This window comes from Martinezella sp. CNPSo 3732 (genome assembly GCF_057784515.1).
The window spans coordinates 20898-35012 of sequence record NZ_JBXSOO010000026.1 but is presented as its reverse complement, the minus strand read 5'-3'; the positions used below and the strand labels follow the sequence as shown (position 1 = coordinate 35012).

The 14115-nt window shown below is 61.7% G+C and carries 9 protein-coding genes; 4 read left to right on the top strand and 5 right to left on the bottom strand.

Features of this window, described 5'->3' with window-relative positions; translation table 11 throughout:
• Nucleotides 1–12 precede the first annotated feature (12 nt).
• Genes AC13RM_RS28780 through AC13RM_RS28765 form a run of 4 tightly spaced genes read right to left on the bottom strand, consistent with a single transcriptional unit; the run spans nucleotide 13 to nucleotide 5061 of the window.
• Nucleotides 13–1134 (bottom strand): ABC transporter permease, encoded by a 1122-nt coding sequence (locus AC13RM_RS28780; RefSeq protein WP_374818708.1) that lies wholly within the window; start codon nucleotides 1132–1134, stop codon nucleotides 13–15.
• A 2-nt stretch (nucleotides 1135–1136) separates the two neighbouring features.
• A complete protein-coding gene (locus tag AC13RM_RS28775; RefSeq protein WP_374818705.1) occupies nucleotides 1137–2288 on the bottom strand; it encodes an ABC transporter permease in 1152 nt (383 codons plus the stop codon).
• Nucleotides 2285–4042 (bottom strand): ATP-binding cassette domain-containing protein, encoded by a 1758-nt coding sequence (locus AC13RM_RS28770; RefSeq protein ID WP_374818702.1) that lies wholly within the window; start codon nucleotides 4040–4042, stop codon nucleotides 2285–2287. The genes AC13RM_RS28775 and AC13RM_RS28770 overlap by 4 nt, the downstream gene beginning before the upstream one ends.
• Before the next feature lie 11 nt (nucleotides 4043–4053).
• The gene (locus tag AC13RM_RS28765) at nucleotides 4054–5061 is read right to left on the bottom strand and encodes an HlyD family secretion protein (protein ID WP_374818699.1); all 1008 of its coding nucleotides are present in this window, start codon (nucleotides 5059–5061) and stop codon (nucleotides 4054–4056) included.
• A 133-nt stretch (nucleotides 5062–5194) separates the two neighbouring features.
• Between AC13RM_RS28765 and AC13RM_RS28760 the strand changes: the two genes are divergently transcribed.
• A complete protein-coding gene (locus AC13RM_RS28760) occupies nucleotides 5195–5893 on the top strand; it encodes a TetR/AcrR family transcriptional regulator (protein ID WP_374818696.1) in 699 nt (232 codons plus the stop codon).
• A gap of 31 nt (nucleotides 5894–5924) precedes the next feature.
• On the opposite strand, the gene AC13RM_RS28755 is transcribed toward AC13RM_RS28760, so the two are convergent.
• On the bottom strand, nucleotides 5925–7223 hold the full coding sequence (locus AC13RM_RS28755) for a peptidoglycan L,D-endopeptidase MepK (protein WP_488555987.1): 1299 nt from the start codon (nucleotides 7221–7223) through the stop codon (nucleotides 5925–5927).
• Between the two features lie 470 nt (nucleotides 7224–7693).
• Here AC13RM_RS28755 and AC13RM_RS28750 point away from each other — a divergent pair, with 470 nt between their 5' ends.
• The 3 genes from AC13RM_RS28750 to AC13RM_RS28740 all read left to right on the top strand — a co-directional run bounded on the left by AC13RM_RS28750 (nucleotide 7694) and on the right by AC13RM_RS28740 (nucleotide 14114).
• On the top strand, nucleotides 7694–10261 hold the full coding sequence (locus tag AC13RM_RS28750) for a winged helix-turn-helix domain-containing protein (RefSeq protein WP_488555968.1): 2568 nt from the start codon (nucleotides 7694–7696) through the stop codon (nucleotides 10259–10261).
• A 98-nt stretch (nucleotides 10262–10359) separates the two neighbouring features.
• Nucleotides 10360–12054 carry a hydantoinase B/oxoprolinase family protein gene (locus AC13RM_RS28745; protein ID WP_374818688.1) on the top strand — a complete coding sequence of 565 codons (1695 nt, stop codon included), beginning with the start codon at nucleotides 10360–10362 and terminating at the stop codon, nucleotides 12052–12054.
• Nucleotides 12051–14114 (top strand): hydantoinase/oxoprolinase family protein, encoded by a 2064-nt coding sequence (locus AC13RM_RS28740; RefSeq protein ID WP_488555967.1) that lies wholly within the window; start codon nucleotides 12051–12053, stop codon nucleotides 14112–14114. Before AC13RM_RS28745 ends, AC13RM_RS28740 begins: the two co-directional genes overlap by 4 nt.
• The last annotated feature ends 1 nt before the right edge of the window (nucleotide 14115 follow it).

Here is a 14115-nt window from a genome sequence, read left to right as displayed (position 1 = left end):
GCGCGGTGTGGTTCAGTTCAAGCGGTGGCGGAACATCCAGGCGGCAACCGGCATCGTCGCGGCGGCGATGGCGACGAGTGCGAGCATATCCGGAAACAGCGTATCGAGGCCCGCACCTTCGAGATAGACGCCGCGCGTGATGCTGATCGCGTATTTCAGCGGATTGATCATCGTCGCATATTGCAGGACTTCCGGCATGTTGTCGGTCGGCGACATCAGCCCCGACAACAGCATGAACGGCATCAGGGAGACGAAGCAGAGGATCATCGCCTGCTGCATGTTGGCGGCGATAGACGACAGGAAAAGCCCGAAGCCGATGGCCGCGGCAAGGAAGAGGCTCAGCCCGAGATAGAGCGTCAGGAATGAGCCGGCAAACGGGATGCGGAACCAGAACAGGGCCACCAGCAGGATTGTCGATGCCTGGGTGATGCCGACGATCATCGAGGGCACCGCCTTGCCGATCATGATCTCGGTCGGCGTGAATGGCGCCACGAGCAGCTGGTCGAAGGTTCCTTCCTCGCGTTCGCGGGCGACGGACATGGCCGTCAGCATCATCGTCATCAGCATGGTGATCGTGCCGATGAGCGAGGGGACCATGCTCCAGCGCGTTTCCAGCTGCGGATTGTACCAGGCACGGGTCGTGACCTGCACGGCGTTGTCGGCGCCGCCCTTCTGCGCAAGCCAGTCGGCGGTGAAATCGCCGACGATCGTGTTGGCATAGCCTTGCGCGATACCACTCGTGTTGGAGTTTCTGCCATCGGCGATGACCTGCACTGTGCCGGAGGTCCCGGATTCCAGCTGCCTTTCGAAATCGTGCTCGATGACGATGATCAGGACAGCCTGCTTGGTGTCGAGGAGCCTTACCGCCTGGCCCGTTTGCGTCAGCGTCGCCACCCTCTCGAATATGCCCGATCCCTCGAGCTTGGCGACAAGGTTTCTCGAGGTCGCCGTCCGGTCCTGGTCGACGAGCGCGTAGGGAACCGTGTTGAGGTCATAAGTGGCGGCGTAGCCGAAGATCAGGCATTGAAGGATGGGAGGGACGACGAGACTTGCCCGGCTTCTCGGGTCCTTCAGGATGACGAGCAGTTCCTTGCGGATCAGCGTTACGATGCGCAGAAGTGAGGCGATCAACATGGCTATGCGATCCTCTTTCTGGTCATTCGCACGGCAAGCGCCATGAGAGCCGCGGCCATGCCGGCAAGCACCGCCGCATTCGGCAGGATGACGCTCCAGATATTGCCGGCGAGAAACAGGGTCTGCAGCAGCGTGACGAAATACCGGCCAGGGAAGATATAGGTGATGATCTGCACGGCCAAAGGCATGCTCCTGGGATCGAACATGAAGCCCGAGAGCATCATGGCCGGCAGGAAGGTCACGAGAACGGTCACCTGGCTTGCGATGAACTGGCTCTTCGTGATCGAGGATATGGCAAGGCCAAGCCCCAGCGCCACCAGAAGATAGAGCATGGAGACGACGGTGAGGATCAGCAGCGATCCGCGTAGCGGCACGCCGAAGAGCAGCCGACTGCCGACAACGCAGAGCGCAAGCCCGGCGAGCCCGAGAAGAAAATAGGGGACGGTCTTGCCAAGCAGGATTTCAGTGGAGCGCACCGGCGTCACGAACAGCGCCTCGAAAGTGCCCCGCTCCCATTCTCGCGCCATGACAAGGGCGGTCAGAAGCGCGCCGATCAGCGTCATGACAAGGACGACGAGACCGGGGACAAGGAAATAGCTGCTGTCATTGGCCTCGTTGAACCAGAGCCGGGATTGGATCGAGACGCTGCCGCCGATGATCGCGCCTTTGCGCGCCGCCTCCTTGGCGGCCCAGACCCTGACCGCCGCCTCGGCATAGCTCAGCGAAATGCGCGCCGTGTTGGCATCGCTGCCGTTGACGACCACCTGAACCTCACCGTTTCCCTGGGCGAACTTGCGCGCGAAATCGGAGGGTATGCGCAGAATCGCCCGCGCCTCGGATGACAGGAGCATCCGTTCGGCCTCGGCCATGGTCTTGACGGGCTTCGGCGAAAAATAGCTGGAGAGCTCGAAGGCCGAGGCAAGCCCACGCGCCTCGGCCGAATTCTCTTCCATGACGATCGCAACGGGAACGTTCTTGACGTCGAGATTGATGCCGTATCCGAACAGGATCAGCAGCGCCACCGGCATGACGATGCCGATGGCGATGCTGCTCGGGTCGCGCAGGAGCTGCCAGGTTTCCTTGCGGATGAGCGCGCGGATGCGGCGCAGGGCTGCGCGAAATCCGTGACCTGGCCTGTCGACGGACTGGGTCATGCCGCCTTCTCCATTTGTCTGTGCCGCTCCTTCTCGACGATGGCGATGAAGGCTTCCTCCATCGTTGCCGCGGCCTCTCCATCAGCTCCGGCATGGGCACGGATCTCGACCGGCGTGCCCTCGGCCAGGTTCTTGCCGGCGTCGAGGATGATGATCCGGTCGCAATATTCGGCTTCTTCCATGAAATGCGTCGTTACGATGATGGTCACGCCCTGTTCTGATAGAGCGGTGATGCGGCCCCAGAACTGCCGTCTTGCCAGGGGATCGGCGCCGCTTGTGGCTTCATCGAGAAAGAGAATGTCCGGCTCGTGCAGGAGAGCGGCGGCCAGCGCCAGCCGCTGCTTGAAACCGCCGGGGAGCTGGCCGCTGGGCAGCTTTGAAAACTGATCCAGTTCGAATTGGTCCTTCAGGGCGGCTATCCTGTCCTTCCTGCGCCTGCCGCGCAATCCGTAAGCGCTTGCGAAGAACTCCAGATTCTCGTCGACGCTGAGCTGGCCATAGAGTGAAAATTTCTGCGCGACATAGCCCAGCCGTTCCCGCGCCTTCGCGCCTGCCTTCAGCAGGTCGGAGCCGGCGACCATCAATGTGCCGCCGCTTGCGGGAAGCAGGCCGCAAAGCATCCGGAAGGTCGTGCTCTTTCCCGCGCCATTCGGACCGAGCAGGCCATAGACCTCGCCCTTGCGGACACTGAAGCTGACATGATCGACGGCGGTGAAATCCCCGAACTTGCGGAGGAGGTCGCGGACCTCGACCACCGTTTCATCGCCGTTGCGATTGCTCGATGAAGCGCCCTCGTGGCCTTTGCGCTCGGTATCTCCGGCAACGGCATCGAACAGCATCATGAAGGCATCTTCGAAGCGCGGCGCCACGCTTTCCATCTCAAGCTTCTTGCCGTCCAGCTCCAGCGGCTCGTTCTTCTGGTCCGGCTTGCGCACGATCCGGACACGGCCGGCCTCCGGTACGGCATCGACAATGCCGGGCAGGGCAAAGAGACGCGCCTGCAGGGATCTTGCCGGCATATCGTTCATACCCTGGGCCATGAAGCAGCAACCATCGGCCTTTGCCGTGATCTCGGCCGGCGGCCCCTGATCGAGGATCTTGCCCGCGTGCATGAGCACAGCATGTTCGCAGCGTTCCGCCTCATCGAGATAGGAGGTCGCCACGATCACCGAAAGCCCATCCTCCTTGACGAGCTTGAAGACGATTTCCCAGAGCTCGCGCCGCGACAGCGGATCGACGCCGACCGTGGGCTCGTCGAGCAGCAAGAGTTCCGGTGCCCGCACCAGCGTGCAGGCGAGGCCGAGCTTCTGCTTCATGCCCCCCGACAATTTGCCCGCCGGCCGCTCCTTGAAGCGGCCGAGCTGCGTCATCTCGAAAAGTCGCGGATAGGTTTCGTCGCGCTGCGACTGCGTCACGCCATGCAGGTCGGCGTAGAGATCGAGGTTCTCCTGAACACTCAGATCCTCGTAAAGGCCGAACTTCTGCGGCATGTAGCCGATCCGGTCCTGAACATGCTGCGGTTCCCTAGCGATATCGACGCCGATCACCTGCAGACTGCCGCCATCCGGCGCGATGAGGCCGCATGCCAGACGCAGGAGTGTCGTCTTGCCGGCACCGTCCGGGCCGACGAGGGCCGTCAATGCTCCCTTGCGGACGTCGAGCGAGACATTGGCAAGCGCCTCCACCATCTCGCCCGTATCCCGGCGAAACGTCTTGCGGATGTTGCTCGCCACCACAGAGAAATCGCCGCTCATATATCCTCGCTCTATTGCTGCGCGGTTGCGACATTCGCCTGCTCGCCCGAAAGTGGCTTGACGGTTGCCGGCATGCCCAGCCGCAGCGTGTTATCGGGATCGTCCACGAAGACCCTCACTTCATAGACGAGGCTTGTGCGCAATTCTTCCGTCTGCACCGATTTCGGCGTGAACTCGGCAACCGAGGAGATAAAGCCGATCCATCCGGGGATCGTCCGTCCAGGTAGCGAATCCACGCTGACGTTAGCCTTCATACCGGGACGAAGCATTCCAAGCTGGGTTTCCGAGACATAGGCGCGCACCCATTTCGGGCTGATCGTCGCAAGCGAGAAGGCCGCTCGCGTGGGTGACGCCATCTCGCCGGGCTCGATCAGTCTGGACTGCACAATCGCATCGACCGGCGCTTTCAGCTCGGCATCAGCAAGCTGCTGGTGCAGAAGCGCGACATTGGCTTCCGATGCATGCAGCTGCGCTTCTGCCTCTTGAATGTCCTCGACGCGGGAACCGACGACAAGCAGATCGAGCGCCTTCTGATTGGCGACGACCTTGGCGTCGGCAACGGCGGCGGCAGAGCGCGCCTCGTCCAAAGCCTGTTGGCTGACGGCAGCCTTGGGAGCAAGGGCGTTCTGGCGTTCGAACTGGGCACGGGCATTGACCGCTTCCGCCTTGGCGGATTCGAGATTGGCGCGGGATTGCGCAATCTCCTCGGGACGATTGCCGTTCTCGAGACGCTCGAGATTGGCGCGCTGGCTTGCTGCCTGCGCCTCGGCCTGGGCGACCTGAGGCTGAAGACGGCTCGTATCCAGCCTGGCGACGACCTGGCCTTTCTTGACTTGCGCGCCCTCTTCGACAAGGACTTCGGCGACACGTTCGCTGCCGTTGAAGGCGAGGGTAAGTTGCCGGAAGTCTATATTTCCATAGAGAGCAAGCTCGTTCGAGCCGTTATCCCGATGGAAATACCACCAGGCTCCACCCGCGACGGCGATCAACAGGAGCAAGATGACGATGACGCGCTGCATGCTGTATTTGAACTCCAAAGAGATGCCGGCTTTGATGAAACGAACGGTGACACATATCGATCCGTAGAGTGATTATAGCACTTGTGAAATTCAAATTTCAAATTAATATTTGAATTAGTGGAAGGCGGAAGCAATGGCCAGAGGCATAAGGCGAACGGCGCGATCTCGAGATCGGCAGGACGGGGCTGCCACGCGGATAAGCCTGCTTGAAGCGGCCGGAGCCGTTTTCGCCGAATTCGGCTTCGACCGCGCGACTGCGAAGGAAATTGCCTTGCGTGCGGGGACGAATGCAGCGGCGGTCAACTATCATTTCGGCGGCATCGAGGCCTTGTACGAAGACGTTCTTGCCGAGGCGCATCATCGCCTGATGAGTTACGATGTGCTTGCCCGCACTGTTAGCGCGGACATCGAGCCGAAGGAGAAGCTGCGCCGATTTATCGGGTTGCTGGTCAAAGTCGTGCGTACCGGCAATGAGCACTCATGGCCGGCCAAGGTGATCGTCCGCGAACTGATCGCGCCGACTCCGCATATCGATAAACTGCGACGCGAGGAAATCGAGCCCAAGAAAGCGTTGCTGTTCGGCGTCATTGCCCAGATCATCGGCGTGGCGCCGGACCATCCGCTCGTTGCTCAGGCGGCGCTCTCTACGATGGCGCCCTGTTTCATGCTGCTGGTGGCCGAAAAGCGCGTGTCCGAGATCATTCCGGCGCTTGCCAGGGAATCGACCACCGACGAGGAGCTGGCAGACCGGCTTGTTCGCTTCACGCTTGGCGGGCTTGCCCAACTCTCCCCACCGGTACAGGCGGCGGGATCACCGGAACAGCGGAGCTGACCCCTGGCAAACCATGCCTTGGGAGATTGCTTCAGCCTTCGAAACCGAACCGCTCGACATCGAAGTCGTCGCCATCGTAAGCTCCGGCTTGAGCCTCCGCCATGTCGTCGTGCATCGGAATGGACGCGCTGACGAGGCTTGGGAGCGTCATGTCGACTGCCATGCCCGGCGGTTGCAGGGCCCAGGCGACGATGGCGCCGGTCGACATCGCCCCGACGCCGCCGGATACGTCCTGCGAGGCGGAACTCGGGAGCTGCGCCATTGGCTGCATCTTTGCCATGGCGCTATCGGCCGTATTTTTCGCATTGTCCGAAACTACGAGCTTTCCGGCATCGTTGCGTCCCACGACCAGGCTGGCGAACACAGCAGGGGGGACGGGTCTTTCCGGTGCGGCCGTCGGGACGACAACGATGCTGCTGGTCGGCCGCCAAGCCGGCAGCGGAACGGCATAGGCCGCAAGATCGGCAAAGGGCTGGCTCTTGCTTTCTTCGGTCACTCGCTTGCCGAGCTGAAGCTCCAGCCCGGTCAGGGCTCGGCTCCTGGGCGTCGGCAGCATGCTGGTGAGAAGGCTGCGATCGGGCGTGTCATTGCGTGACGCTATCGATGACCCGGCGTCGTCATCGTCATCGGAGACAGCTGCGATCCTGCTACTCATTTGAGATGGCCGCTTTTTGGATTGTGCGACGGCCACATCATAGCCCGGCAGCGGTCTGCCGTCAGCCGGCACGTGGAGCGTCTGCCCATTCGGGAAAAGCCGCGCGAGCTCCTGGCGCGACATTCTCGGCCAGGCCCTGACCCTGCCGACATCCAGATGCACGAACGGCGAGCCGGAATTGGGATAGAAGCCCACGCCACCGATCTGCATCTGCATGGCGATCGCCCGCAGGCTCGCAAGCTTCACGCCGGGAATGTAAAAATCCATCGCCTTGCCGAGCGTATGTTGGCTGTGTTTGGCAACGCCGGAGCTGCGCGAGCGGTTGCGCAGCATGCTGTTGGTCGAGGGAGAGCGGTAGGCCGAGACGACGTGAATGGCTTCGTTGGCGCCGCTGCGGCGATAGACCTCCCAAACGAGATCGAGCAATTCCGGATCGATCCTGGTCGGCTCGTTCTTTCGCCAGTCGCGTAAGAAACGATTGATTTGAGCAAGGCCTCGCGGGTCGTATTTACCGCTGCGTTTGAAGACGATGGTCGCCCTTTCTCCCGTATGGGTGAAGAAGAGCTTGAGCGCCCGATCCTCGGCCGCCGCGGTGCCGGCAAAAGCAGCGAGCACCAGCATTGCGATCAACGCCACCCGGCAAGCGACGAATGAGAAAGTCGTGGCGAAAACCATCGCCGGAATGGAAAAGATCACGTGATGCACGGATACGACTTTCGCCTTGCTAAGAGAAACAGAAATCAGAGGCGCCGCGTCTGCGGCATCGCTATACCCTCCAATTATGGTCAACAAATCCCTAACGGACCGTTTATAGGCGGAAACGGCAAAATTTTGTCCGTTCGAGCGCATTTATGGGGCGGCTGTGGAGTCTCCTCCAAGCCCCGGCGAGCCTTATTTTGGAAAGCTTCAACTGCACCGTTGCAATTCTGCGGGGCGTCAACCAGGGCCTGTGAGGCGCCATCTTCCGAAATATGGGGAAAAACCGGCTTTGCAAACGTTTTCGCGTGGGTTGCAAACTGCCGGCCAAGACAGCATCATCCCGCCCCATGAGTGGACAGAATCGATTTGCTCCCCCCTCAAGCGGGCAGCAAACAATCAGACGTAGCGACCTGTTGCGGCAGCTCCGGCGGGCCGGCCTGCGCCGTTTGACGACCATTGTCGCACCTGCCGGGTATGGCAAGACCTCTCTTGCCGTCCAATGGTACGAGCTGTTGAAGGAGGATGGTGTCAAGCTCTGCTGGGTGTCGCTCGATGCCGAACATACCAACCAGGAAGCCTTTCTGCTCGCGTTGATCGATGCCTTGCAGACGCTGCTTCATGAGGATGGCGCGGATGCCGGCAACCTGCCTGCGGCGGCATTGCTTTCCGTGCTGGCGACGCGCCTGCGCAAGATCGAGGGGCCGCTCGTCGTCTTTCTCGACGACTATCATTTCGCCCAGACGGATGCGACCGAGGCGCTGATGGCGAAGATCCTCGCGGACCTCTCGCTCGAACACGTCAAGCTGGTGCTGGTCAGCCGCAGCCCGCCGAGGTTTCCGCTCTCCGCATTGCGGTTGCGTGGTGAGTTCAAACAGTTCGGTGTTGCCGAGCTCGGCTTTACCGATGCCGAAGCGGGAGAGCTTTTCGCCGGTAAGGGCACTCATCTGACAGAGGAGCAGGTCGGTTCCTTCAATCGCCGGACCGAAGGCTGGGCGGTTGCGCTGCAGATGGTGAGCCTGCTCGTATCGGAATCGGAGGAGAGCGACAGCATTCTGGCCTCTTTCGACGGCGGCGGTGCTGACATGGGCTCCTACCTGTCGGAGCAGGTGTTCGAGCATCTGCCTGAAGACATACGCGATTTCCTCATCGGAACGGCCGCGCTTCCGGCCTTCAATCATTCGTTGCTCGAAGCCGTGCTGAAAAGCAAGGAGCAGGCGGATCTCAGCGAGAGGCTGGCTGACTACGCGCTCCCGGTTACGTTGCTGGCAGGCCCCGGCAACTGGATGCGGTTTCATCCGGTCTTCAACGAGTTCCTGAAGAAGACCGCCAGCCGCAGGGGGATCGATGCCAATCTTGCACTCAATCGCGCCGCCCACTGGTTTGAAGCGCAAGGCGATATCGATCGGGCCGTGCATCATGCACTTTCGGCGGGCGACGCCAATCTTGCCGCGCGCATCGTCGAAACCGCCGGCGGCTGGCGGCGCGTCTATGCCACCACTCGCGGCGGCGCGACGCTCTTTCAGGCCTTGAGCGGACGCGCCTCGGAAATCGATCTCGTCCGCTTTCCGCTTGCGACGCTTGGACTCTCGATCTTCAACGCCAAGGCGGCGCAGCTTGCTGCCGCCAATCACTATCTTGTCATCGCCGAGCGGGCCGCTGCTGCAGACCCGAGCTTGGCAAAGGACCTGCGCGTCGTGCGCATCCTTCTGGCGCTTTATACGGATCACTGGGCGACGGCGGCCGATCTTTCCGCGCTCGAAGATGATTTGCGGCAGCCGGATGGAATGGAGCTCATTCATCGGGCGCTGGCGCTCAACATGCTTTCATACAATTTCCTGATCCGCAGCGAGCTTGACCGGGCACTGCACTACGGGCATCTGGCCATTCGGGCCTTTCGCGACGGTGGCGCCGATTTCGGTGCCATGCACCTCTATACCCATATCGGCCAGGCCTTCTTTCTCTCCGGTGATTGTGTGAGCGCGCTGTCGGCCTATGAAGAGCTGATCTGCGAAGCGCAGACCAATATCGGTCCGGGCAGTGATCTCGATGCCGTCGGCCAGGTGTTGAAGGCTGAGGTTCTGTCGATGCGCGGCGAGGCGGAGCCAGCGGCGGAGATGCTCGGATGGGCGCTGCCTCACCTCGAGCTTCACGATACCTGGTTTGACCTTTTGGCTGCGGGCTTCATGGCCGAGCAACGGGTCCTGCGGATGCGCGAAGATTTGCTTGCAGCCCATGCAGCGATGGATCGCATCCGCGCCGTGGCGCGGCGGCGCGGCTTCGATCGGCTCACGCGACTGATTGACGGCGAGCGCGCCATGTTGCTTATGGCATCGGGCGATCTCGATCAGGCAATCCGCCATGCGGAGGCCAATGGCTTCGGCATGCAGACAATCGTTTCAGATCGCGCCAATACGCTGGCCATCCATCTGCGCGGAGCCACGCCGGCGATCTTCTGGACACGCGTCTATCTGGCTCTTGGCGAGACGGCCAAGGCGCGCGAGGTCTTTGATCAGTTCAGGATGCGTCAGTCGCAGCGTCCGCATGTCCCGCGCGCGATCGAGCTTGCTCTCATCGAAATAGGGATCCTTCTGGCGGAAGGCCGCGCGGATCTCGCCGCCGCCAGCCTTTCCGATCTCGTGTTGACGACCCCCCTCGACGACTACCGGGCGCTGCTTCATCTCGATCACTCCGCGGGACTCGGCGAGCTTCGCGCACTCGCCAATCATCCAACCGTCGCAAACGTTCCTCGAAAGCGTCTCCAGTCTCTGCTCGCAAGTGGGGAGACGGTGCACGAGCCAGCCGTCGATGATGGGGGCTATGCCTTTACCGGCCGGGAGCGCATGGTGCTTGAACTGCTGAGTTCGGGGCTTTCCAACAAGGAAATCGGCCGGAATCTGGCCTTGTCCGACAATACGATCAAGTTTCACCTACGCAATATCTTTGCGAAGCTCAACGTCTCCACGCGGACTGCGGCCGTGACCGCAGCACGCCAAAAGGGCATGCTCGATCGCTAACCTACCCGTTCGGGTGGGTTTTGGGGCGCCCGCCCACCCATCGGGAAGGCTATCGACGGACGAAAAAACACCTAATCTGCACTCGTGCGAATATAATAATGAGGGGTAGATTCGTGATCGTCGTCGATCCGGTGACGCAGGAGATTATCGAGGGCAAGCTGGCAGCCACCGTCGATGAGATGGGCGTGGTCATGGCAAGGACCTCGATGAGCCCGGTGATCTATGAGGTGCTTGATTTCGCCTGCGGTCTCCTCACCCGTGACGGCGAGCTCGTGGCGCAGATGAACGGCATCACCTTGTTCACCGGTACCTTCGGCACCCAGGTCAAGTCGCTGATCGCACTTTATGGCGATGATTTGGAAGATGGTGACATCCTGCTCACCAACGATCCCTATTCCGGGGGCACACATGCCTGCGATTTTGCCATCGTCAAGCCGATTTTCTTCGATGGCCGGATATTGGCCTATGCCATCAATGTTGCGCATTATCTCGATGTCGGCGGCTCTGTTCCGGGCTCGCTTGCGCCAAACGCCACCTCCGTCTTTCAGGAGGGATTGAGGCTGCCGGGCGTGAAAGTCGTGCGCAGCGATCGCTTCTCGGGGGAGATCCTGCGCATCATCCGCGAGAATGTCCGTCTGCCCGAAGTCGCGATCGGCGATCTTACGGCTCAGGTGGCGACCGTCCGTGTTGCGGCTCGTCGCATGGGCGAGCTTGCGCGCAAATATGGCACCGATGTTGTGGAAGCCGCATTCGATCACCTCCTGTCGGTGAGCGAGAAGCAGGCGCGCGCCGCCATCGCTGCGCTGCCCGACGGCACCTATGAGGCGGAAGATATTATCGACGGGGATGGCGTCAACACGGATCCCATTTCGGTCAAGGTTGCCGTCACCATTTCTGGCGATCGCCTGACGGCGGATTTCACCGGTTGCCCGCCCGCGGTCGCGGGCCCGATCAATTGCGCGGCCGGTGCGCTGCAATCGGCGGTGCGTACCATCTTCAAGGCACTCGTCGCGCCGCAGGCGCCGTCCAATGAAGGCTGGTTCCGGCCGCTCTCCGTCATTGCGCCGAAAGGCTCGGTTTTCACCGCCAAGAAGCCGTCACCGACAGGCTGGTATTACGAGGGTTCGGTGCATGCTTCAGAACTCGTCTGGAAGGCCGTTGCCAAGCTGATGCCGGAGCGGTTCTCCGCCGGTTCCTATACGAGCCTCTGCGTCGTCTATGTTTCCGGCAAGGACGAGACGGGGCAGCCATTTATCCATATCGAGCCGCAGCATGGCGGCTGGGGGGCGAGCAGGGATGGCGACGGCGCCAATGCAGTGATCGCGCTCACCGATGGCGATACCTATAATTACTCCGTCGAGGTCATCGAAGCCCGTTTTCCCTTGCTCGTGCGCCGCTATGAGCTGAACGTTGAAGGGGGATCGGGCGCGGGCCGCCGTCGCGGCGGTTTCGGTGTCATTCGCGAATATGAAATCCTCGGAGAAGGCGCTTCCGCCTATTGCAGCTTCGGGCGAACGGACACGCCCCCTTGGGGCATAGACGGCGGCAAGCCCGGCAGCATCAATCTTCTGCAGGTGGAAGAGAACGGCGGGAACGTCCGTGATTTCGGCCGCGAGCCGCATATCGAACTGAATCGCGGCGATCTCGTGCGGATCATCACTGGCGGCGGAGGCGGCTGGGGCAACCCGCGTGCTCGCGAACGGGAACAGGTCCGCCGCGATGTCGAAGACGGCTACCTCACTCGGGAGGTAGCACGCAACCTGTATGGATATGAAGAAGGTATGGCGTCATGATCAGGCTGGCGACGGATGTGGGCGGTACCTTTACCGACCTCGTCGGTTATGATGAGCGCACGGGCGAAATCTTCACCGCCAAGAGCCTGACGACCGTTCATGACCAATCCGAAGGCGTGCTTGCGGCAATCGAGCTCGCCGAGAAGAAGGATGGGCTTTCGGCGCGCGATGTGATCTTTTTCGCCCATGGCGGAACGACCGTCATCAATGCGATTACAGAGCGCAAGGGCGTCAAGACGGCGCTGGTCACCACTGCAGGATTTCGTGACGTGCTGGAAATCGGCCGCGGCAATCGCCCCGATCTCTACAATCTGCAGTTCAAGAGCCCGGAAGCCTTCGTTCCGCGCAGCCTGCGCTTCGAGGTGCGCGAACGCCTGGATGCCAAAGGTCGGGTGCTGACGCCTATCGAGCTTGGCGATATCGAGCCGATCATCCATGAATGCCGCGCTCGCAAAGTGGAGGCGGTCGCTGTCATCTTCCTTCACAGCTACGCCAATCCCGAGCACGAGATCGCCTGCGCCAAGGCGATCGCCGAGGCGCTGCCGGATATCACGGTTTGCGCCAGCCATGAGGTTTCCCGTCAATGGCGCGAATACGAGCGCTCCAACACGGCCGTGCTCAACGCCTATGTCCAGCCGATCATCAAGCGCTACTTTGCACGGCTTGAAAGCGCGCTGACTGAGCGCGACCTCACCTGCCCCTATTATGCCATGCAGTCGAACGGTGGCATCTCCACCTTCGATCAGGCGCAGATGAGCCCGCTGACGCTGGTGGAATCCGGCCCGGCCGGCGGTGTGGCGGGCGCCGCGCGGATCGGCACCGTGCTTGGCGAATCCGAAGTCCTGTCGCTCGACGTGGGTGGCACGACGGCGAAATGCTCGCTGATCCACGATAGCCGCCCGACACTCGACAGCGAATACAAGCTTGAGCACACCCGCATCGCGCCCGGCTATCCGGTGCAGGTGCCGGTGGTCGATATCGTCGAAATCGGCGCCGGCGGCGGCTCGATTGCCCGTATCGATGAGCGCGGCGCGCTCCGCGTCGGCCCGGAAAGTGCTGGATCGACACCGGGGCCGGCCTGCTATGGCCGTGGCGGTGAGAAGCCGACGCTATCCGATGCTTTGCTGACGCTCGGCATCTTCGATCCGGCAAGCTTTGCTGGCGGCCAGATGCAGCTCGACAAGTCCAAGGCGGCGGCGGCAATCGAGACGGTTGCCGCGCCGATGGGGTTATCGGTCGAGGATGCCGCGCTCGCAATCGTCGAGATCGCGCATGCGTCGATGATCAATGCGCTGAAGCTGGTGACAGTCCAGCGCGGGCATGATCCGCGCGATGCCGCTTTCGTCATCTCTGGGGGCGCGGGACCTGCACTTGCTGCGCGCCTCGGGCGCGATCTTGGCGTGAAGATGACGGTCGTGCCGCCGCATCCTGGCATCTTTTCGGCCTGGGGAATGCTGGCAGCCGAGCCGCGGGCCGATTTCCGCAGCACGTGGTTCGCTCCCCTTGGTCCGGAAGCCGTCAGCAATCTCAAGCGCCGGTTCGATGAGCTGAAGCGTGAGGCGGTCAAATATTTCTCCAAAGGCGATGCGGCGGAGATACGTTATGCCTGCCGCGTCGAAGCCCGCTATCGCGGACAGGAGCACGGCGTCTTCGCTCTTTTCGACATGGAGGATGGTGCCGAAAGCTTTGCTGAACGCTTCCATGCCGCCCATGAGCGCGCCTATACCTTCTGCCTGCCCGCTTCGCCGGTGGAGATTACCATGATCCATCTGGAGGCTGTGCTCCACGGCCCGGTCATCGCCATTCCGAAACTCGATCGCAGCGGGCGGTCGCTGGATGCAGCCCTCAAGGGTCGTCGCGAGGTCTATTTCGGCGGGACGACCGGTTGGGTGTCCTGCCCCGTCTACGAGCGCACGCGACTGCCGTCTTCCGAGAGAATTGCCGGCCCTCTCATCATCGAGGAGGCAACCGCGACATCGCTGGTTGTTGCCGGACAGGAACTGGAAGTGAGCGAGGAGGGTTTGCTGCTCATCCGCGAACGCGATGGGGGAAGCGTCTAGT